Annotated in this window: 20 protein-coding genes, 1 tRNA gene and 1 pseudogene; 14 read left to right on the top strand and 8 right to left on the bottom strand. The window is 34.3% G+C overall.

All coding sequences use genetic code 11. The annotated features are described in order from the left end of the window. Window positions 1–46: 46 nt before the first annotated feature. Both OPR24_RS06155 and OPR24_RS06150 read right to left on the bottom strand, forming a co-directional pair. Window positions 47–352, bottom strand: a complete 306-nt coding sequence (locus tag OPR24_RS06155; protein ID WP_265033209.1) for a hypothetical protein — start codon at window positions 350–352, stop codon at window positions 47–49. A gap of 238 nt (window positions 353–590) precedes the next feature. Continuing rightward, window positions 591–1,602, bottom strand: a pseudogene (locus OPR24_RS06150) (IS630 family transposase). A gap of 76 nt (window positions 1,603–1,678) precedes the next feature. Between OPR24_RS06150 and OPR24_RS06145 the strand changes: the two are divergent. Beyond that, entirely contained in the window at window positions 1,679–2,038 is a 360-nt protein-coding gene (locus OPR24_RS06145) for a hypothetical protein (RefSeq protein WP_265033207.1), read from the top strand. A gap of 386 nt (window positions 2,039–2,424) precedes the next feature. Here OPR24_RS06145 and OPR24_RS06140 read toward each other — a convergent pair whose 3' ends face one another. Both OPR24_RS06140 and OPR24_RS06135 read right to left on the bottom strand, forming a co-directional pair. Then, window positions 2,425–3,696 carry a M16 family metallopeptidase gene (locus OPR24_RS06140; protein WP_265033206.1) on the bottom strand — a complete coding sequence of 424 codons (1,272 nt, stop codon included), beginning with the start codon at window positions 3,694–3,696 and terminating at the stop codon, window positions 2,425–2,427. A 1-nt stretch (window position 3,697) separates the two neighbouring features. After that, window positions 3,698–4,306, bottom strand: a complete 609-nt coding sequence (locus tag OPR24_RS06135) for a superoxide dismutase (RefSeq protein WP_265033205.1) — start codon at window positions 4,304–4,306, stop codon at window positions 3,698–3,700. A gap of 125 nt (window positions 4,307–4,431) precedes the next feature. Here OPR24_RS06135 and OPR24_RS06130 point away from each other — a divergent pair, with 125 nt between their 5' ends. From OPR24_RS06130 to dapA, 11 genes are all read left to right on the top strand, one after another. Next, entirely contained in the window at window positions 4,432–5,028 is a 597-nt protein-coding gene (locus tag OPR24_RS06130) for a hypothetical protein (protein ID WP_265033204.1), read from the top strand. 241 nt (window positions 5,029–5,269) lie between these two features. Continuing rightward, window positions 5,270–6,007, top strand: a complete 738-nt coding sequence (locus tag OPR24_RS06125) for a WD_0702 family putative metalloprotease (protein ID WP_265033203.1) — start codon at window positions 5,270–5,272, stop codon at window positions 6,005–6,007. A gap of 163 nt (window positions 6,008–6,170) precedes the next feature. Then, the gene (tsaD, locus tag OPR24_RS06120) at window positions 6,171–7,178 is read left to right on the top strand and encodes a tRNA (adenosine(37)-N6)-threonylcarbamoyltransferase complex transferase subunit TsaD (protein ID WP_265033202.1); all 1,008 of its coding nucleotides are present in this window, start codon (window positions 6,171–6,173) and stop codon (window positions 7,176–7,178) included. Between the two features lie 174 nt (window positions 7,179–7,352). Continuing rightward, window positions 7,353–9,098 (top strand): type I secretion system permease/ATPase, encoded by a 1,746-nt coding sequence (locus OPR24_RS06115; RefSeq protein ID WP_265033200.1) that lies wholly within the window; start codon window positions 7,353–7,355, stop codon window positions 9,096–9,098. Continuing rightward, complete coding sequence (locus OPR24_RS06110; RefSeq protein ID WP_265033199.1) at window positions 9,091–9,216, top strand: hypothetical protein; 126 nt, start codon at window positions 9,091–9,093, stop codon at window positions 9,214–9,216. Before OPR24_RS06115 ends, OPR24_RS06110 begins: the two co-directional genes overlap by 8 nt. 205 nt (window positions 9,217–9,421) lie before the next feature. Continuing rightward, window positions 9,422–10,861, top strand: a complete 1,440-nt coding sequence (locus OPR24_RS06105) for a hypothetical protein (RefSeq protein ID WP_265033196.1) — start codon at window positions 9,422–9,424, stop codon at window positions 10,859–10,861. Between the two features lie 4 nt (window positions 10,862–10,865). Then, a complete protein-coding gene (locus tag OPR24_RS06100; RefSeq protein ID WP_182184030.1) occupies window positions 10,866–11,474 on the top strand; it encodes a hypothetical protein in 609 nt (202 codons plus the stop codon). Between the two features lie 4 nt (window positions 11,475–11,478). Then, window positions 11,479–12,294: a hypothetical protein gene (locus OPR24_RS06095; protein WP_265034019.1), complete on the top strand. Its 816-nt coding sequence runs from the start codon at window positions 11,479–11,481 to the stop codon at window positions 12,292–12,294. Between the two features lie 110 nt (window positions 12,295–12,404). Beyond that, window positions 12,405–12,478, top strand: a tRNA-Arg gene (locus OPR24_RS06090). 67 nt (window positions 12,479–12,545) lie between these two features. Then, window positions 12,546–13,004: a single-stranded DNA-binding protein gene (gene ssb / locus OPR24_RS06085; protein WP_265033193.1), complete on the top strand. Its 459-nt coding sequence runs from the start codon at window positions 12,546–12,548 to the stop codon at window positions 13,002–13,004. 9 nt (window positions 13,005–13,013) lie between these two features. After that, a complete protein-coding gene (gene dapA / locus OPR24_RS06080; protein WP_265033190.1) occupies window positions 13,014–13,946 on the top strand; it encodes a 4-hydroxy-tetrahydrodipicolinate synthase in 933 nt (310 codons plus the stop codon). On the opposite strand, the gene OPR24_RS06075 is transcribed toward dapA, so the two are convergent. The 3 genes from OPR24_RS06075 to ligA all read right to left on the bottom strand — a co-directional run bounded on the left by OPR24_RS06075 (window position 13,936) and on the right by ligA (window position 16,877). Further along, window positions 13,936–14,088: a hypothetical protein gene (locus OPR24_RS06075; protein ID WP_265033188.1), complete on the bottom strand. Its 153-nt coding sequence runs from the start codon at window positions 14,086–14,088 to the stop codon at window positions 13,936–13,938. The two genes, dapA and OPR24_RS06075, sit on opposite strands and share 11 nt — an antisense overlap. Before the next feature lie 5 nt (window positions 14,089–14,093). After that, the gene (locus OPR24_RS06070; RefSeq protein WP_265033186.1) at window positions 14,094–14,456 is read right to left on the bottom strand and encodes a hypothetical protein; all 363 of its coding nucleotides are present in this window, start codon (window positions 14,454–14,456) and stop codon (window positions 14,094–14,096) included. A 423-nt stretch (window positions 14,457–14,879) separates the two neighbouring features. Next, a complete protein-coding gene (gene ligA / locus OPR24_RS06065) occupies window positions 14,880–16,877 on the bottom strand; it encodes an NAD-dependent DNA ligase LigA (protein WP_265033185.1) in 1,998 nt (665 codons plus the stop codon). A gap of 229 nt (window positions 16,878–17,106) precedes the next feature. Here ligA and gltX point away from each other — a divergent pair, with 229 nt between their 5' ends. Together gltX and OPR24_RS06055 are read left to right on the top strand one after the other, a co-directional pair. After that, window positions 17,107–18,429 (top strand): glutamate--tRNA ligase, encoded by a 1,323-nt coding sequence (gene gltX, locus OPR24_RS06060; protein WP_265033184.1) that lies wholly within the window; start codon window positions 17,107–17,109, stop codon window positions 18,427–18,429. 168 nt (window positions 18,430–18,597) lie between these two features. Continuing rightward, a complete protein-coding gene (locus OPR24_RS06055; RefSeq protein WP_265033183.1) occupies window positions 18,598–19,479 on the top strand; it encodes an Rpn family recombination-promoting nuclease/putative transposase in 882 nt (293 codons plus the stop codon). A 10-nt stretch (window positions 19,480–19,489) separates the two neighbouring features. On the opposite strand, the gene OPR24_RS06050 is transcribed toward OPR24_RS06055, so the two are convergent. Continuing rightward, entirely contained in the window at window positions 19,490–21,088 is a 1,599-nt protein-coding gene (locus OPR24_RS06050) for an ABC transporter permease (RefSeq protein WP_265033181.1), read from the bottom strand. Window positions 21,089–21,093 lie beyond the last annotated feature (5 nt).

Below are 21,093 nucleotides of genomic sequence, written 5' to 3'. Positions count from 1 at the left end.
TTGCAATTTTTTCTAAGTTAAGGTTGGTTGATAGTAGGTGAAATCGTTATTTTTGATGTGTATTTGGTAAAATGTAGCGACAACAATCTTCACAAATCATGTCATCACACTCTTCATCAAAATCTCGACTAATAGGAATTTCATTATTACAATCTGGGTAGAATACGTTAGGCCAATCTAGATGGTCTTCTATGCGGGAACAAATAACAAAATCAACTTCTTTTAGCTTAATAAAGCTGAGGTCAGACAACCACAATGCAGTTTCTAAATAAGCTTTACTAGGATCAATCCAAGAGTCATGAGATCTCAGAATATCTGCAATAGCTTGCTTTTGGGAGGATTGTAAGTCCATAGGCTTCTTTCATTAATGATTTAAAATCTTCACGCTCTTTTTTATTAAGTATGTGCTCTGAGTAATAAATAATAGTATAATGTTCATTTCTTTTAAAGAACAGAGTTACTTTCTTCTCTTGAAATACAATACGAATAGATTCAATAAGTGAATTATCTTGCTCAATTGTTAGTTTTAGCATTTGTAATTCTTGAGCAATTGAGTTAACTGGATTAGTAACTACAACTCATACCAATTCTCATTGTTGGTCAGTCAAATAGGAGAAATTGCAGAGTTGTTTAATTGTGGAGCTGGCAAGAGAAGTAATAAATTTGCACAAAGCACCCTAAAGCAGAGCAATTGTATCGTATATTTTATTGCGCAAAATGTTCTGTTTTATGTATAACCAAAGCCTCTCAACAGGATTGAGTTCAGGTGAATATGGAGGTAGGTATATAATCTCAATATTTTTAGCTACCTTTAAATTTTTTGACTTATGCCAACTAGCACAGTCCATAACAAGAACAGCTTCTCTTGTCCCTAGATATTGCGACATTTGCTCAAGAAATACATTCATGCAATCAGTGTTAACATTTAGTGCAAATAAGCTAAAACTCTCTCCATTTTTAGGATTAACTGCACTGTAGAGATAAAAATTATGCCTACCTAATTTTATTTTAACCCGAGTCCTAGTGCCTTTTTTAAACCATCCATGCCCAACTTTCGAATGTGTGCCAAACCTTGATTCATCAAAGAAAAATAGCTCTTTTTCTGGATACTTGCCAATAACTTCATTGAGATTTTTTTTTGAATTCCTCTTGTTTACTTTTATCTTGTACGTTGTGTACTGGTCTTGGTGTAATATATGAAAATTTCATCTTTTGCATATGGCGGTGTACTGTAGATTTGCTGATATTTAATCCGAACTTTTCCTGGATTCTTATTCTCATTTCTTTAATGGTAATATTAGGATTTTCTTCTATACATGCTTCAATTTGCTGTAGTTGAGCCTGATTTAATTTAGTTTTTCTACGGCGTGATGGAGGAGCAAACAGTTTTTCTTCTCTGCCAAATTTCAAGAGTTTTATCCACGAAGTTAGTGCGCTTCTTGAAATTCAATATATTTTTGCTACAGCCGTTATACTATGCTTTTTTGCCGCAATTACAGCATTTAGTTTTTTTGAAACATATGCATTGTTCCTTACTTTCTTCAGCATTTCTTTTGCTGATTCTACTACTTTTTCATCCAATAATTTTGATCTTAATGCCATTTATACCTCGCTACTTCACTTACTTTAGTATGGCTTTTTTCCCATTATTGTCTATCCGTTCTTTGTATAGTGGGAATTGGTATTAGCTCAAATAATCGAGAAAAAAGAGAAAATTAAAGATCTTAACAATAATTATAAAGGTGATCAGCTAGGGCGAGAGATATCGAAATTATTGAACGCTGGTTCGCAAAAGGAAAATATAAACTCAAACTATAATGATGGAGAGCCTATATTCCAGACTCGTGAAGAGGCATCGAATTATCCTCCGCAAAAGAAAGACATAAACTCAAACTCTGTGAGAGGAAACTATAATGATGGAGAGTCTATATTTCAGACCGTTCAAGAAGCCATACGCGTCAAGTTAAGGCCCAATATAGCACCATTTAAAGTGGGTATCTTGTTTGTTACATTTATTTTTTTGGAAGTTTTGATCTAAAATAAGATAATTCTTTTAGAAGAGTCTATAAATTACTAGCTTTATTACTTAATATCTAAAATAATTTTTACCACTTTTCTTTTTCCTTATGCTACTTTCCCTTAACTTGACGCGTATGGTTCAAGAAGCACGGAACTATCATCGGCAAAAGAAAGGTATAGACTCAAACCCTGTAAGCAAAAAACCACTTGCACCACCAGTACCTCCTAAAAATTATACGGAAAAAGTTACGCAAAATAGAAATAATAATATTATTGAAAGAGGAGGTCGAAGATTCGTATAATTTCTTGCATATCCGGTTCATGGCACATTGTTTCAACTTACACTTCTTTAATCACTGTGCTAAATTATATTGTAAAGCAGCCAAATCAATATAATAGAATGCGCTAAGCTTTAAGCATAGAAACCACTTTATCGTAACTTGGCAATGATTTAATTTCTCCAATTGCAGCTAGAGTGGTTTTTTCATGCTGAGATAACAATTCTTTTGCTGCTTTTTTTACGTTAGCAGTGGTAACTGAACTAATTTTTTCTATTAATTCATTTTTACTGATGTACCTATTATAGTTACCATAGTAGTGCCCCAATGTTTCAGCGCGTGAGCTCACACTTTCGCGTGACATTAAAATTTGGGATTTTACTCGCTCTTTTACTCTATTTACTTCTTCTTCCCTCAGATTATCTGTAGACAGCTTCTTCAACTCTGTCGTCATAGATTTTAAAAGCTTATCTAAGTTACTACTGTCTGTACCAGCAAAAATGGAAAACATTCCTGTATCAGTATAGCTGGAATTAAATGAATAAACAGAGTAAGCTAATCCCTGCTTTTCCCTTACTTCCTGGAACAGACGTGATGACATTCCGCTCCCTAATATAGAATCAAGCACTTGAAACGTGTGATATTTATCGTCATGGCGAGAAACACTAGGTAGACCAATTAGCAAGTGTACCTGATCTAATTTACGATGTTCTAAATACTCACCACCAGTACAGCTCGCATTTTGGCTTTTTTTCAGCTTTTTAGAATGAATCTTTGAGAGAAAATCTTTGGTTAATGCAATAACTTCTTCATGTTCAACATTTCCTGCAACGGTAAATAGCATATTCTCGCCAAAGTAATGTTCATTTATGTAATTATCTAGATCTCCTCGAGTAAAAGATTTTACAGTATCTTGCGTGCCTAAGATTGACCTGCCAAAAGGTTGATCTTTATAAGCTGCCTCAAAATATTTATCGAAAACAATGTCACTTGGTGAATCATTAGTTTGAAAAATCTCTTGTATTACAACGCCCTTCTCACGTTCCAGTTCATCTTCTGGAAATGTTGAATTCATCAATATATCTATTAATATATCAATACCAGTTTTTATGTCTTTCTTGAGGACTTTTGCATAATAGGTGGTGCTTTCCCTACCGGTGCTGGCGTTGAAAACCCCACCTATGTCGTCAAAAGCTTTTGCAATTTCAAACGCAGTTCTTGTCTTCGTTCCTTTGAAAGCCATGTGTTCTAGAAAATGGGATATTCCATTTTGATTTGCACTTTCCGCTCTACTGCCAACACCAACTCGTATGCTTAAAGCTACGGAATCAACATCACGCACCTGCTCAGTTATTATGCGCAGACCATTATCTAATTTTGTTACCTGAGGTGTATTCATCTTATGTATTCTTTTTTAAATTTTCTTCTGCAAAATCCCAATTAATCAAATGGTCAAGGAAAACTTTTATGTAGTCAATTCTACGATTTTGACAATCTAAATAATAGGCGTGCTCCCAGACATCCATAGTGAGTAATGGAACTTGGCCATAAATTAATGGCAAATCTGCATTTGGAGTTTTGGTGATTTTGAGCTTTCCTTTTTCGAGCACTAACCATACCCATCCACTACCAAATTGGCTTACTCCATGATTGGCAAATTCCCCATAAAACTTATCAAAACCACCGATATCATCTTGAATTTTTTTTGCCAGAAAACCATCATCTTTAGGCTTACCACCACCATTTTTTTTCATTGAATTCCAATAAAAAGTGTGATTCCAAACTTGTGCTGCATTATTAAATATGGGAACTTTATCACTATTACCATGAACTTTCGTTATTAATTCCTCAATTTTCACATGTTGATAATCTGTATTTTCAACTAGCTCGTTGAGTTTATTTAAATATCCTTTATGGTGCTTATCATAATGAAAATCTAAGGTTTTTGCAGATATGTAAGGCTCTAAAGCTGTTTTATCATATGGTAATTCAGGTAAAGTAAAACTCATGACAATCTCCTTATTTTTGACCTACTTGGATGGTAGGGCAATATATGCTTTTGTGCAACATATAATTAATAGCTAAAACACTTAGATATCTATTGCATTATTCTAAGTTTTATATCACAATAAAGGTGTCAGGTGTATATGAAATTCTTAAAGAAACATATGGAAATTTCACAAAATATGCTAAATATAGTACTATTCCTGCTATAGAAAAAAGTGATAACAGTAGAGTTTCACAAAACAGCTTCTATAAATCTGTATACTATATTGATAGTGCTTTAGGGCCAATCAAGAATATGATTGTAGGAGTAAATTATGATTTCGACACTCCAATAATGTGTCTGGGGAGAAGAAATAAAAGAGTTTACGGTAAAGAGTATAATCTAGATCATGCTAATATTGCAAACTTATTACTTGTGCTCTATACAGGGTTTGCGTATGTTACGTATTTGCCATACAAATTGTTTTCACATCTAAAAGGAACAGACGGTCCAAAATCTCTTGTAGAGTATGCCAATAATTTGCAGGGCAACGCAGAAACACATGGTGAACCTCTCGCTAAATTCTTAAGTTTAGCTCTATCTTGCATTATCTCAACTGTCATCTGGACTGCCGCATTAACTATTACACTACTGGTTTGGGCTGTTGATAAAGTGGCAAGTAAGTTTAGTGACGCAAAGACTAAAGCTGCTAACCACCATGAAAATACTGTTACTGCAAGCTAATCTGCACAATATGGCTTTAACATCTAGCCATGGGCATTTTGTATTTGTGAATCTCAGGGGTGCAGGCCAGACGTCATACCACGATTCATTCGCGGTATCTCACCATAGATCCCGCTGACAAGCAGCAGGATGACGCTTGTCAGTAAACCTGAATTACTTTAGCTATGCAATGAGATTTCCTAAAAAACACTTTGCAGCCAATCAATCCTTGATATAAAAAAAATTCCTTTAATAATAAGGCATGCTAATCAGGAATTTAATCAAACAAGCGACTAAAGTAGGAAGCAGTGAAAATGCAATACGATATATTGAGTATCTCTATCAATTTGAGAAGTTTAGAAACACATTAAACCTCACTTTGTCACTAATAAAGCAAAATAGGCTTTCGTTTGAAATATACCAAGAGGGATTAGTGGATATGGAAGAAGGGGTGTGTAAGACAATCAGGTCTTCCTGTGTAAATAGGTATGTTATTGTGCTGAGAAGGTCAAATCCATACATTATAGTGCATGAACTTTCACATATGGTTGAAAATGAGCTTAACTTGAGCCTAGAGCAGGAATTTCTCCATAAGGTTTACCAGGATATTGAGCAGAATTTAAGGCAAGCAAATGTTCTTGTGCAGAAAATTATTAGCCAAGTTATATTTAAGGAGATACAAGCTTATCAAACTGCAAAGTCACGCGCATCTGAATTGTTTGCACGCTATTTTGAGCTATTTGCTTGGGCACAAGAGGTTTATCCTAAGGATAAAGAATACTTAATTCGCACTCAAGATTTAAACAAAGTGTTCCTTGCTACTGATCAATGGAAAAAGAGCTGCCTGGATCCACAAATGATGGATAGAATAGATAAGGAAATCAAGGAATACAGCAATAAAACCGCCACTAAAGACGTAACCAAAGTGCAAAGCAGTTGGACTAATAAATTTTCTCCTGGGGGCAAAAAAATTAGCTCTATATTTGGAGATGACAATTAGCTTAGTATAGCTAGTGCAGGTTTTCCTACGTCATACCGCCGCGGCGCTAACACGTAGCGGAATGACGGTTGTCGGTAAATCTTTTAGCTATAGAAGTTAACTTTGCAGTTAACTTCTATAGCGTTTCAAGGTATAGTTTTTATAATAAAGTGTTCGAATATACATGAAAACCATTTTAGCTGTTGAAACAAGCTGCGATGAAACTGCAGTAGCGATTGTAAATAGTGACAAGCAAGTCCTTGCTCACGAAATTCTCTCCCAAGCAGAACACAAAAAACGCGGTGGGGTGATCCCTGAAATAGCGTCACGTGCTCATATGGAGCATTTAAGTGGTCTAATAAAAAGCGCCGTGGAAAAATCTAACCTTAACTTTTGTGATCTCAATGCAATTGCAGCAACATCAGGACCAGGACTCATAGGTGGATTAATAGTTGGTACAATGATGGCTAAAGCAATTGCACATGTAGCACAAAAACCTTTTATTGCAGTTAATCACTTAGAAGCGCATGCATTAGTTATTAGGTTACTGCATGAGGTGAAATTTCCGTTTTTAGTTCTATTAATATCAGGCGGCCACTGTCAATTTTTAATTGCACAAGATGTAGGTAAATATATTAAACTTGGAGAAACACTTGATGATTCGTTAGGGGAAGCATTTGATAAAGTTGCTAAGATGTTGGGTTTAAGCTATCCCGGAGGCCCATTAATTGAAAAGTTAGCTAAAAAAGGCAATGGTGCAAGATTTAAACTGCCAAGGGCGATGATAAAACGTTCTGGATGTAACTTTTCGTTTTCTGGAATCAAGACAGCAGTAAAAAACTTAGTGCAGAAACTCGAAATGAGCGAGCAAGATGTGTGTGATATGTGTGCTTCGTTTCAAGAGTGTATTAGTGACATACTGCTGGACAGGGTTAGTAATGCGATTATTATGGCTGAATCTTTAAATATCAAAATCAATGACTTTGTGATTACCGGCGGAGTTGCAGCAAATAATTTCTTGAAAGAAAAATTGAAAAAACACACAAACTTAAATATATTTTTTCCCCCTAATAACCTATGTACAGATAATGCAGTGATGGTTGGATGGGCAGGAATTGAAATGTTAAGGAAAAACTATATCGATTCTCTCAATTTTGCACCAAGGCCAAAGTGGGAGTTGGAGAGTTATTAAAAACTCTCAATTTTGAATTAGGTGATGAAGGAAATATTAACTATACTTCTTTTTACCATTGTTTATATTTCCTATTCACATATATTACTCACTTAAAGCAGGCTAACTGCCGTTATTAATATTTTTGTAATAAAAATTGTATATGGTGCATGTAATCAAATTAAGAGGAAGATTGTGGAAATTACGCCATCAATAAAAAAAGAATTGAAGCAAAGTGCTCTATATATTTGCCTAGAAAAATGCAAAAGTGCATTTTGGTTTATCTTTTGGTTTAGTGCGGGAATAAATTTATTAATGTTATTCCTACCACTTTATACCTCTCAAGTGCTTGATCGGGTGATATCAAGCGAAAGTGTGTCAACACTAACTATGCTGACAATTATCACTTTATCTGCATTTGCATGTTCTGCAATGCTTGAAACTTGTCGATATTTAGCCATGGCAAAAATAGGTGATTGGATCGATAAAACTGCAACACCAGATCTGATAGTAAGGTCAATCAGGCTAACGTCAGTGCAGAGCTCAACTTCAAGTGGTGAAGCAATACGAGATCTCGGGATAATAAAAAATTTCATTACAGGAAATGGTATATTCTCACTGTTTGATACTCCATGGTCGTTAATTTACCTTGTTGTGATTTTCATGATACACACCTCCACAGGGTTTATAGCTATTGCTGGAATCATTATATTAGTCTCTATGGCAATATGGAATGAACTTGCCACTAAACGAATATTACAAGAAACCAACGAAGAAACTATACGGAATATCAATGCTATAGATGTTGCAACAAGAAATGCAGAAGTAGTTGAAGCTATGGGCATGTCAGAATTCATAGTCTCTGATTGGTGTAAACGAAATGATCAGAATCGAGCAATGCAGATCAAAGCACAAAATCGCTCTAATGTGATTACCGGAATCACCAAATTTTTGCGCTCAACTCTGCAAATATCAGTAATTGGAACAGGTGCATTACTTGCAATCACAGCTCATAAAACTGCTGGTAGCATCATCGCTGCTTCAATTTTAATGGGTAGAGTATTAGCACCATTTGACGCTGCGGTTCATACTTGGAAGTTTTTAAATCAGGCTAGAATGTCATATGGAAGGCTACAAAGACTTATATTAACATCGCCAAAAAGAGAGCAAACGATGGCTCTACCAGAACCTGAAGGAAAATTGGAATTTGATAGAGTATTTTTTACTCCTTATGGAAGCAATAAGCCAACAGTAAAAGGAATATCATTTATTATAGAACCAGGGGACGTAGTAGGTGTGATTGGTGCAAGTGCTTCTGGTAAATCCACTATTGCAAAATTAACTGTTGGTGTATGGAAGCCAATATCTGGTGTAGTCAGACTAGATGGCGCTGATGTATATACTTGGAATCGAGAAAATTTTGGTAATTATGTTGGCTACTTACCTCAAGATATTGAGTTATTTAACACTAGTGTCAAAGCTAATATTGCTCGCATGAGACCAGATCCAAATCCTGAAGAAATAATCAAAGCAGCAAAAATTGCAGGAATACATGAACTAATACTAAGCTTACCAAATGGATATGATACAACAATAGGAAGTCCTGGAGGAGTAACGCTCTCTGGCGGCCAAAAACAGCTTCTTGGACTTGCCAGAGCTTTTTATGGTCACACAAAACTTTTAGTACTTGATGAACCAAACGCTAACTTAGATAGCAATGGAGAGGCATGCTTAATTAATGCAATTGGCATTGCAAGAAAGCAAAATACTACTACTGTTATCATCACTCACAAGCTACCGTTATTGTCCGTAGTTGATAAGGTGATCCTCATGTCAGATGGTGTCATTTACGCTATGGGACCAAAAGATGAGATTTTGAGCAAATTAGTTGCTCCATCATCAAATACCACAGAAGATGAGTGCTCTTCAGCAAATGGTTAGTTTACTTACACTAAATTCTATATCTGAAATAACAACTGTTCCAGTATTACTAGAAATGTTTACCATTAGAAATAATATTACAAGAATAGTAAATAGATTAATAACTCCTATTAATTAAAGTTAATCGGCAGATAGTGTATATTTCTAATTAATGAGTTTTCTTAATTTATTAATTAAATAGCTTAATATTAGTAGTGATTTTATAAAAAAATTATAATATAAATAATGTTGCTGCGAAAATTTATAACAATATTTCCCTCTAACGTTTAATGAATTTCAATAAATTGCCTTTTTAATTCTAGATAAGTATACGTTTTGTTAATATGTTTAGTTCAAAATCCAAAAGTAAGCTTATGCTTTCTATTGGAGAAGAAGGCATAATGTTACTATATTTTAAAAATAATACTTTAAATAAAAGGTATTTTGTTAAGGGCAAAAACGATAAAGCAGTTTCCGATTTAATTTCATGTCTTTCGTCAGATAAAAAAGCACCTTTATACCTAGTGCTTAATCATGCAGATCAAAATTACTCGCTACAGTTTATTACAAGGGCAAACAAGATTAGTGCCTATCTATCAGCAAAAACAAAGATGGAGCATTTTTCTCGTAATAATGACATAAGTTCAGTTTTTTTGGTTGAGAAGCCAAACAAATTCAATCAAAACTGGTGCTATCTTCTTGTTTCATCAAAAGCAAAGCATTTAGTAGAATATTGGTTGAATGTGTTTATTGAGATAGGCTCCAACTTTAAGGGAATATTAATGTTTCCTATAGAAATAAGTAATATAACAAAAAAGATTCTACATAAAGATCCTAATAATTGGAAAATTATAGTTGCTGCAACTAAAACGGGAGGCTATAGACAAGTGGTTCTTAAAGAGAATAAAATGATATTTACGCTTTTAGTACCATTTACTAATGATAATTTACCAGGAATTATTGCTGGTGGAATATATCAGGAAGTGCAAGATACTATTCGATCCTTAACTAAGTTTGGGTTTGAAAAAAATAACCCTATCGACCTTTGCATCATAGTATCAGAAGATATTAAAGCTAGTTTATCAGTCATAAATTTTTCAGAGAACAGTGTGAACATATTAACTCCATATGAGTTAGGCAAACTATTAGGAGCAGAACTAACTATAAGTGAAAAAGATAACTTTTGCGATACCATAATTTTGTTTCACAGCTTTAAGAATAAATTAGCAGCTATTTTTAATACAAAGGAAACTAAAGAATTTTATCTATTCAATTATCTTTATTTAAACTCTCCTCAAATTTTTCTATACTTCGCTTTGGTTTTAGTTGTAATTAACGCCCTTTGTTTGCTAAATTTGTATTCAAACTTCAGTGTCGCTGATCATTTATCCGCAAAGCAGAGCACCTTAAATAACCAATTAACAAAACTTAGCCAAAGCTATAATGTAAAAAAAATAGATGAAATTTATGATTTTATTAATATCAATAATATTTTATCAAAAATAGAATACTCTCCTCTTACACAAGTTAAGTATGTAGAAAAGTTAAAAGTACCAGGTATAGAGCTTCGATCATTTGAATGGAATTATAATGAGGCAAAAAGTTATATTACCACAACTTTAAGGTTTAATTTTCGATCCGGTAAAAATATTTCCTATCAATACGAGAAACTACGAAAAAATTTAAACGATAATTTTCGTACCTATGACATTAATATTTCTAACTTACCTGCTGCTAAAGGGCAAAATCTATCTATTGATGTTGAAATAGGAGAGGCAATGTAGATTAATGACTATCTCTCAATTAAAAAGAAAAGCTACAATTCAGTTTATATCGTATTTGTTATTATCTGTTGGATTAATAGGGTTATTAACATATGTTGTTATCTATAACGAAAAGGTTTATAATAAAAACCAAATTGCGATTGATAAAATACGTTCTATTAATTTACAGATTACTGGAATTCAAAAAAAGGAAGTTGTTCTAAATAAAAACCTAGATTTATGGAAAAAAATTTCTTCTTCAAATTTACACAGTAGCAGATACATTGCAAATTTAAATTTCGAGCTTAGCAGGTTATATAAAAAGTACTATATATTAGAACCTGAAATATCAATTTCTATACCCGAAGAAGTTGAGCTCCACAACAAAAGTGAACGCACAAAAGTAATAAAAAGTGAAGTGGTCCTAAATTTAAGTTCAATCAGCGATAAGCATATTTTTTTATTTCTACAGTCTATTCCAAATCTGCCCGGTTATGTTATGATCAAATCTCTTATTTTAAACAAGCAGAGAAATATTGATGCTGCAACTATGAATCAAATTTTGAATGGTAATATGATAGAGATAGTGAGAGTTAATATAGTCTTTGATTGGTATACTATATTAAGTAGATAAGGTGATGAACATAAAGCTGTTTTTTATTTTTACGCTACTCATTTCCAATGTTAATGCATATTGCAGTTGTGAAGATATCATAGAAAGCATAGAAATTTGTAAGGAGTATTCTTGCCGACAATATATTGGCAATGAAGATTTTATTGAGCATAAAATATTAGGATTAAATAGTGGAAATTTATGCGTATATATAGAAAAACAAGGTGATGATGAAATGGTTTGTCATCATTCTCAGTATGGAATGATGATAGAAAAAAGATATTTTGAAAGTATTCTTAAAGTTGGCAATCAAGAAATCGATGATTTTATTGATATAGCAAATTTGCGTGCAAAAGAGTGTTTCTTTATTAACAATCAAAAACTAAGCTATACAGATCGGGACGATATAATAAGAGAAGCAGTGGAAAGTGACTTTGACGTTTTGTCACAATATAGTAACGTAAAAAGCATTTTTTTTGATGAAGAGCCAGTTAATAGAATGGTCAATGAAATGGAAAAGTTCAATTTACGGTCTTCAAGAGCTGCAAAAGAGGAGGTATCAGATAATTTCAACTGTAAGGTAGTGAGTTTAGACTCAATTTTATATCTTTCTTCCGATACATGGAAAATATGGGTAAATGGAAAGCTGTTTATAAATACTAAGGACTTAAAGGTGCACTCAGTCACTGAAAATTGTGTGACTTTTGTATGGGCCGTAGATCAAAAAGCAATAAAAAAGCATGCGAATGATTCTCAAAATGTATATCTTGGACATGGGAGTGTTATGTTTACGCTTTATCCAAAACAAAAATTTGACTTGGATAGCTTATCTATTAGATAATTTAGTATATAGCCAAAGTGACTTAGGTTTACCGACAATTTGAAAAACCGTCATCCCGCTGCTCGTTAGCGGGATCTCAACATAGATACCGCGGGTGGGTAGCTATATATGCGCTTGTAGCTCAGTTGGATAGAGTGTTGCCCTCCGGAGGCAAAGGCCGTGGGTTCGAATCCCTCCAAGCGCACTTTTAATTAAATTTGACAATAGTACTTTCACATAAGATAATAAAGGGATTTATTTAGAGCATAATTATGTCTGGTGGTACCATAAACAAAGTCATATTAGTTGGTAATTTAGGAAAAGATCCTGAAATTAGGACTACACAAAATGGAAAAGAGATGGCAAGTTTTTCAATAGCCACGTCTGAAAGTTGGACTGACAAACTTTCCGGTATGCGCTCTGAAAAGACAGAATGGCATAATATTGTAATTTTTAGTGAAGGATTAGTAAAAATTGTCAAAGATTTTGCACGCAAAGGCAGTAAAGTTTATGTTGAAGGTTCTTTGAGAACTAGAAAATGGACTGACCAAAACGGTAGTGAAAGATACACAACAGAGGTGGTTCTATATAATTTTAATAGCGCTCTTACTCTCTTGGATTCGCGACCAAATTCCGATTACAAGCCAAATGAAACAGAACAAAAAAATAAGCACGAAAGTTTTGACAACGATATAAAAGATGAACTAATCGACGATGAAATACCATTTTAACAATTTAAATTGAAATTTACATTTTTATGGACTGCTTGTGTTACTCCTTTTAATTGCAATGGGGATGACATAGATTACCGCAGTTTGCAGCGTTTACTTACAATACAAGCTGAAGCTGAAAATGGCGTAGTGTTACTGGGTAGCACAGGTGAAGGCCTATCACTTACTGATTCTGAAAAGCGTACATTAGTTGAATTTTTATGTAAGCTAAAATTAAATACGAAAATTATAATTGGTGTACCAGGAGTGAATCTATATCAAACTCTTGAATGGCTTGATTTTTGCAAGGGTATGCCTATTCATGGCTATCTAATGACAACTCCCATTTATGCAAAGCCTGGAATCATGGGGCAAACTTTATGGTTTGAAAAGCTGCTTGAAAAAGCACATGTACCGGCTATGCTTTACAATATTCCATCAAGAGCGGGAATAAATCTTCATCCTGAAACTGTACATAACTTATCTGACCATGAAAAACTTTGGGCTATCAAAGATTCCAGTGGCACCGTTGGTACTTTAGCTCAGTATAAGAAAGTTGCACCAAATATTAAGGTCTTTTGCGGAGATGATAATATGATACCCGATATGGCTGCTAAGGGTGCGGCTGGTCTGGTTTCCGTTGCTTCCAATGTTTGGCCACATGTAGCACATGAATATGTTAAGCAATGCCTACTGTCATTCCAGCACGTAACTAGAAAAAAAACAACTCCTCAAATGACAGGAAATGACATGAAAAGTTCAACAGATATCTGGCAACAAGTTTGCAAAGCTCTATTTATTGCCAGCAACCCAATACCCACTAAAGCGCTATTACATGATATTAGGCTCATAGAACACAAAACTGTCCGCCTACCACTCAGCACAGAAGACTTGCCTTCTGTTGAGATATTAAGGCAAGCCAATAAAATGGTTCTTGAATGGAAAGAACTGACTAATGACTAGGGCTAGGAACACAACCTGCACTAGCACCATTAACTTTCACGCCGCTGTCAACCAAGCCACTTGGTGGTGTTGGTGGAGAAGAAGAGCGTTCAGTTATTTTACTCACAAGTTGCATAACAATTGCGTTTGCTATTAGAGTCAAAATAGTTATAGTATAGGTGATGTGACACTAAGAGCAACTAAGCCTGCTCCAACTCCAAAAGAAACAACAGCACCTTCTATAAGAGGCACAACATGCTTACTCAATTTATCAAACGATTCAGCTTTTTCATTTATCTTTTTTTGGTCATACATATTACCATATATTTTATCGAGAAAGCTTCTATCTATAAGCGATAAAACGCCAATACCAGCACATCCAAATAGCGGGATTATAGAGCCAATCATTCCCCCTACAATAAGAGGTGATAAACTAGAACGATACATAGTAAGAGCTATGGTACTAGCTATAAGCCCTATAGACCCTATGGTTATTGCTGCATATGATGCAAACTTTTTTTGATTAGGCATAAATTCCCTCTTTATTGATATAATTCTTTGTTGTTACATAATGTTGCACCCAATGTCAATTATATAACGGAGGGTTTTTAATTGACTTTGAGCGCACTTTAGTCTATACAATTTTAATATCTTAAGCTATAAGACATGTCAGATCTATAGCTAAAGTGGATTAGGTTTACCAATAATTTGAAAAACAAAAATTCGTCATTCTGCTACTTGTTAGCGGAATCTATGCTGAGATACTGCGAATAAATCGCGGTATGACGTGTTGCTTGGGTCAGCTATAGGACCTGTACCAGCACCATGACCTTACCCAGAAAAAATGGAGAGAAAGAAAGGAGTTTTTTTGTGGTAATGACCCTACCCAATCAATCCAATTAACAGCTTGTTCATTATAGTCTTGCAACTTTGATTTAATATACAATCCAAGTGTCATTTGAACACTCCCGAACTTATCACTTTATGCCACTGGTCTTCATCTAAAATTTCTACACCTAATTTCACTGCCTTTTTATATTTGGATCCTGGTTTTTCTCCTGCAATTAGGTAGTCAGTTTTAGCAGAAAGATGTGAGCTGACCTTTGCTCCTAGAGTTTTGGCTCTTACTTTTGCCTCTCCTCTACTCATAGCAAGTAGCTTACCAGTAAACACTATAATTTTATTATTTAAAACAGAGTCACTAGAGTTGGAGCTCACAGGAAGAATTTGAAGACAAGCAGTAAGATCATTTAACATTTTGATGTTATGTTCCTTAGAAAAAAATGATTCCAAAGATTCAGCCCCTTTTTTTCCTATGCCGTCTATACCAACTAGCTCAGTATTATCTGATGACAGTTCAATCATCGAATTATACCAATTATCATAAGAAACATAATAATCTGCAAGCAATTCTGCTGCAACTTGGCCAATAAATCTAATACCTAAAGAAAATATAAACCTATCTAGAGTTATTACCCTTCTGCTTTGTATAGAATTTAACAAATTAGCTATAGATTTCTCGCCCCAGCCAGACTGTCCTTCCAGATTAAATTCATCCAATTTTTCTTCTAAAGTAAAAATATCATGGATTTGTTTTATCAGATCAAGGTCGTAAAAAAACTCTATCTGCTTATCACCAAGGCCAACAATGTCAAATGCATCTTTCGATACAAAATGCTTTAGTTTTTCTATTATTTGAGCTTTACAGGCAAGTTCCTCAGGACATCTTACTGCCGCCTCTCCCTCAACCTGACGTACTTTACTACCACATTCAGGGCATACTCCAGGAAACACAAATTCAGGTGTATTTGGAAGACGAGAATCTCTGTTCACTTCAATGATCTGGGGAATTACATCTCCTGCCCTTTTGATTGTTACAATATCTCCCTCTCTTATGTCTTTACGTTTTATCTCATCTTGGTTATGCAGACTTGCTCTACTAACTAGCACCCCACCAATATTGACTGGCACTAAACCTGCAACTGGAGTTAAAACCCCTGTTCTGCCCACCTGTATAAATATCTTATTTAACTTTGTTTTTGCATAAACTGCAGAAAACTTGTATGCAAGTGCTGAGCGCGGTGCTTTGTGAGTATTCCCTAGACGATTTTGTAGTACCAAATCATTTACTTTATAGACTATTCCATCAATATCATAATCCAAGTTATAGCGACAATTATAGACCTCGTTATAGAACTTCAGCATTCCATCCAAACTACTCGTTAAGGACTGATGCTCATTTACGCAAAAACCAAGTGCCTCAAGCTTATTTAGTATTTCACTTTGACTTTTCTCTGCTCCACCAATCAAAGAATAAGCAAAATATCTAAGTGGTCTACTTGCTGTAATGTTTGCATCCAATTGCTTTAGAGAACCAGCAGCTGCATTTCGAGGATTGGCAAATTCATCGTTTTCATTTAACTTTAAAAAGTCGCTGTTACTGATGTATATTTCACCTCTTACTTCCAATCTACCTTGCACACCTTGCAAAAACTTAGGAAATCCTTTTATTGTTGCAACATTGTGAGTGACATCTTCCCCTAAAAAACCGTCACCTCGAGTTGCAGCTTTAACAAATCTCCCATCCTCATAAATTGCAGAAAACGACAACCCATCAATTTTTGGCTCACATAATATCTCTATTTTATCCTCAATTAAAAACCTCTTTATTTTAGACAAAAATTTCTCTACATCTTGTTCGTCATAAGCATTCTCAAGAGAAAGCATAGGTTCTTGATGTTCCACCTTAGAAAACCTCTCATCAGGTGGAGCACCAACACTATCTTGTGTTGCATAAATTTCTGGAAATTGTGCCTCTATTTCAGCTAACTTTTTCTTCAGTTCATCATATTCAGCATCACTTATTTCTGGCTTATTTTTTTGGTGATACAAAACATTATGATAATTTATTTGATCTTGCAGTTTTTCTCTCATCTTTTCTAAGTTAGTCATGATATCAATATAATGCTACATTAGCCTTTGTCGTCAAGTTGTGAATTTTCTTGAATTTATCATATGGTCTTAATCCATCAAATATCAAAGGTGCCACAATGCTATAGCCATACTTGTTTTTCTCTTGCTCAATTGTATTAGCAGATCTCACTTGCTTTAGCCGTATATTTATATAAAATTAAAATAAATTAGAGTAAATAAGTTATTATTTTACAATATTGCTATTTAAATGCTAACAAGATTCGCTCCAAGCCCAACTGGCTATCTCCACGTAGGAAACGTACGAACTGCTTTGGTTTGTTGGATGTACACACGTAATCAAAATGGAAAATTTCTACTCCGTTTTGATGATACTGACCTTCAGCGTTCAGATGTTAAATATATAAATAATATCATAGAAGACCTAAAATGGATTGGTATCGATTGGGATGCAAGTTTTAAGCAATCAGAGCGCTTTGAGCGCTATAACGAGGTGTTCTTGCAGTTAATAAAAGAAGGGCATATTTATGCATGCTATGAAACAAGAGAAGAGTTAGAAATTAAACGAAAGTTGCAATTAAAACAAGGACTTCCTCCTGTTTATGACAGAAGTGCATTGCTTCTAACTGAGCAAGAGAAAATCCATTATGAGCAAGAAGGACGAAGACCACATTTCAGGTTTAGATTGGATAGAAATGAAGTTGTTAAATGGAATGATGAAGTTAAAGGTGAAATAAATATTGCAACAAGTCACATCAGCGATCCTGTGGTAAAAAGAGAAGATGGAATTTATACATACATGCTACCTTCTGTTATTGATGACGTTGACTTTAATGTAACCCATGTTGTACGTGGGGAAGATCATGTAACTAATACCGCAGTTCAGATCCAAATGATTAAAGCATTAAAAGCGAAAATCCCTATATTTACTCACCTTTCTCTACTACATTTTGATGATAGCAAGATATCGAAACGGAAAGGCGGGCTGGATATCAAGTCCATAAGAGAAGATGAGACTGAACCAATGGCGCTAACTAGCTATTTAGCAAAACTTGGAACATCTGATCCGATAGAAGCTCATGTTGACATACAGTCTTTAATTAACTCATTTGATATTAAAAAATTTAGCTCAGCATCTGCACAATTCAGCTTGAGTGAAATATACAAGCTAAATAGCAAAGTGCTGAAACAAATGTCATTTGAAATTGTACAAGAACGTTTAAATCAAATTGGAGTGGGCTCCTCAGAGTTTTGGTATTTTATAAGGAACAATATAGAAAGGTTTTCTGAGGTGGCCAAGTGGTGGAAAATATGCAAATCTGATATAGAGCCTGTGATTCTTGATAAGGAGCTTATAAAAATTGCGTTCAATGCATTGCCTCAAGGCGATTGTAACGAAAACACATTATCAGAGTGGGTAAAAGCTATTCGACAGACATTGGATATAAAGGCAAAAGACTTATTTATGCAGTTGCGTTCAGCTTTAACAGGAACAGAAACAGGACCAGAGCTCGCTAAATTATTAATTTTTATCGGCAAAGAAAATATCATTGCAAGGTTAAAAGAAAAGTGAAAATCAAAAAATTATATAGTAACCAGACTGCATTCTGTGAAAAACAAGATCTTTCATTTGAGCTTTCTTCAATTTAAAGTAAATACAGAAACTAGCTATCTTCAAAAATATAGTTGAATAATTGTTAATAATAGTGTATAATTATTAATATTTTCAAGCATTTTTGCCATGGCTCTTTCAAAATTTCTCGATCCTCGCAATGATTTGTGTTTCAAAAAAATCTTTGGAACGGAAAAAAATAAGAATATCCTGATCCACTTTTTGAACGATATTTTAGGGTTTACTGAGATAAATGCAATACAAGAAGTTGAGTTTCTTAGCACTATTATGGATCCTGAGATTGCTTCTGATAAACAGAGTATTGTTGATGTCCTCTGTAAGGATTCTCACGGAAATAGATATATAGCAGAAATGCAGCTCGCTAGAGACAAGGGCTTTGAAAAACGCGCTCAATTATATGCCGCTAAAGCCTACTCAAGACAATTAGATAAATCTGGCAACTACATTGATTTAAAGAAAGTCTTCTTTATTGCTATATCAAATTGTAACTTACTTCCTGAAGAAGTTGATTATATCTCTACTCATAATATACGTGATATAAAAACCAACGGACATTACTTAAAAGATTTTCAATTTATCTTTATAGAATTGCCCAAATTTTCAAAAAGTAAAGTAGAGCAGTTAGAAAGTATAGTAGAAAGGTGGTGTTTCTTTTTTAAATACGCAGAAGAAACAACAGAAGAGGACTTAAAAGAGATAGCAGAAAAAGCGCCAATAATAAAGCTAGCATATGATGAATTAGACAAGTTTCGTTGGAACGAAAAAGATTTAGTAGCTTACGAAGAAAGAATAATGGATCTACGGAAAGAAGAAGCCATTCTTGAATACAGACTTGATCTTGCTGAAGAGAAAGGTATACAAAAAGGTATAGAGAAAGGAAAAATTGAAGTCGCAAAAGCAATGCTGGCTAATAATGTTGATGTTAACACTATTGTCAAGTTTACAGGCCTTTCTATTAGTGAGATTGAAGAATTAAGTGGAAATCTGTGAACGGTTACGTTTATTTTTTATCCTTATCATCAAGTGTAAATAAGGTTATTGTAGAGATTAAGCCTATTATAACTATTATCAACGAAAATGGGGCAGCTTCTCTATAGCGCTCATCGCTTACAAGTTCATATATTCTAGTTGATATAGTTTCAAAATTAAATGGTCTTATAATGAGTGTTGCTGTGAGCTCCTTGATAGTATCCATAAATACGAGCAAAAATCCCGATAATATACTCTTCTTGATGAGAGGGATATGAACATTCAAACATGTGGAAATAGGCCCATGACCCATGGTATATGCAGTCCACTCAATTTCATTTGGTGTTTTTTTGAGCCCTGATTCTACCGCCTTGAAAGATATAGCAAAAAAACGAAATAAATATGAGTAAACTAATGCGCCAATAGTTCCTACCAAGCTAATTTCCACAATATATTGAGTAATGAAAGAAGATATTCTGCTTAAAAATATTATTATGCTAATTGCGATAATTGCATTTGGAATTGCGTAGCCTAAAGAAATGAGACGTGCTACATTATTGATTACCTTACTTTTACGCGCCGTATATCCAATCATTATTGCAATGCTAATTGAGATTAATGCGGTGATAAATGATAAACTAACACTATTTGCTATTATATTATAGAACCTTGCTTCGTATATGAAAAACCCCTTCTCTATGCTCCAATATATGAGCGGAATCATTGGCAAAATAAAACCTATTAATATCGGCAATACACACATAAGATAAGCAAAGATCAATGGTATAGTGCCACTTACACTCCGTTTGTTGTGATAATCTGCATTAGTGTTGATTGAAGAGTAAGATATTCCTTTTTTTTGTAGTTTCTTTTCGATAGCTATTAGTGTTGCAACGAAAATCAATTCTGCAACTGCTAAAACAGTAGTTGAATATTTATCATGCAGTAAAAACCAGGTGCGATATATTCCTGTCGTAAAAGTATCGATAGCAAGAAACTGTGGTGTGCCGAAATCCGTAATTACCTCCATTAGTACCAAGGACAACCCAGCTATAATTGATGGACGTATGGAAGGTATGATGACAGAAAACAGGCTCTGTAATGAGGAGAACCCAAGTGTTGACGCAATAGTGACTGAGTTACTAACATTCTTTAGACTTGAGCGGACTAGCATATAAACGTATGGATATAAACTAAATCCCATTACTAATATTCCACCACCTAAGGATTTTATTTCAGGAAACCAATAGTCACCTTTGCTCCACTTTAAAATGTCTCTTAATGAGCTCTGCACCGGACCTGAAAATTCTAGTGTATTTACATAGACGAACGCTACTATATATCCAGGAATCGATACCGGAAAGAACAAAGCAATCTCAAAAATTTTACTTCCAGGAAATGAAAAAAATGTGGTGAGCCATGCTGGAATCACTCCAAATATGAAGGATATCCCCCCCACTCCTATCATCAAAATTAGCGTACTCAGTATATATTCAGGGAAAAGTGTGCTGATTACCCATCCAGAATTTGCTGATTCTGTAAATAGAATCGATATTAACGATAGTATAGGACAGACGAATAATATACTTACTAAAAATAAGAATATATTTTTAAATACTCTCAAAAACATTAATT

The organism is Wolbachia endosymbiont (group A) of Sicus ferrugineus (genome assembly GCF_947251515.1).
In the GTDB taxonomy this organism is placed as follows: domain Bacteria; phylum Pseudomonadota; class Alphaproteobacteria; order Rickettsiales; family Anaplasmataceae; genus Wolbachia.
Note: the sequence above shows the minus strand (reverse complement) of the source record. Positions and strands in the feature narration are given on the sequence as shown.

Coding starts and splice junctions, on each gene's coding strand:
- OPR24_RS06155 (WP_265033209.1), bottom strand. CDS start 352: ATGGACTTACAATCCTCCCAAAAGCAAGCTATTGCAGATATTCTGAGA.
- OPR24_RS06140 (WP_265033206.1), bottom strand. CDS start 3,696: ATGAATACACCTCAGGTAACAAAATTAGATAATGGTCTGCGCATAATA.
- OPR24_RS06135 (WP_265033205.1), bottom strand. CDS start 4,306: ATGAGTTTTACTTTACCTGAATTACCATATGATAAAACAGCTTTAGAG.
- OPR24_RS06125 (WP_265033203.1), top strand. CDS start 5,270: ATGCTAATCAGGAATTTAATCAAACAAGCGACTAAAGTAGGAAGCAGT.
- tsaD (WP_265033202.1), top strand. CDS start 6,171: ATGAAAACCATTTTAGCTGTTGAAACAAGCTGCGATGAAACTGCAGTA.
- OPR24_RS06110 (WP_265033199.1), top strand. CDS start 9,091: ATGGTTAGTTTACTTACACTAAATTCTATATCTGAAATAACAACTGTT.
- OPR24_RS06105 (WP_265033196.1), top strand. CDS start 9,422: ATGTTTAGTTCAAAATCCAAAAGTAAGCTTATGCTTTCTATTGGAGAA.
- OPR24_RS06100 (WP_182184030.1), top strand. CDS start 10,866: ATGACTATCTCTCAATTAAAAAGAAAAGCTACAATTCAGTTTATATCG.
- OPR24_RS06095 (WP_265034019.1), top strand. CDS start 11,479: ATGAACATAAAGCTGTTTTTTATTTTTACGCTACTCATTTCCAATGTT.
- ssb (WP_265033193.1), top strand. CDS start 12,546: ATGTCTGGTGGTACCATAAACAAAGTCATATTAGTTGGTAATTTAGGA.
- OPR24_RS06070 (WP_265033186.1), bottom strand. CDS start 14,456: ATGCCTAATCAAAAAAAGTTTGCATCATATGCAGCAATAACCATAGGG.
- ligA (WP_265033185.1), bottom strand. CDS start 16,877: ATGACTAACTTAGAAAAGATGAGAGAAAAACTGCAAGATCAAATAAAT.
- gltX (WP_265033184.1), top strand. CDS start 17,107: ATGCTAACAAGATTCGCTCCAAGCCCAACTGGCTATCTCCACGTAGGA.
- OPR24_RS06055 (WP_265033183.1), top strand. CDS start 18,598: ATGGCTCTTTCAAAATTTCTCGATCCTCGCAATGATTTGTGTTTCAAA.
- OPR24_RS06050 (WP_265033181.1), bottom strand. CDS start 21,088: ATGTTTTTGAGAGTATTTAAAAATATATTCTTATTTTTAGTAAGTATA.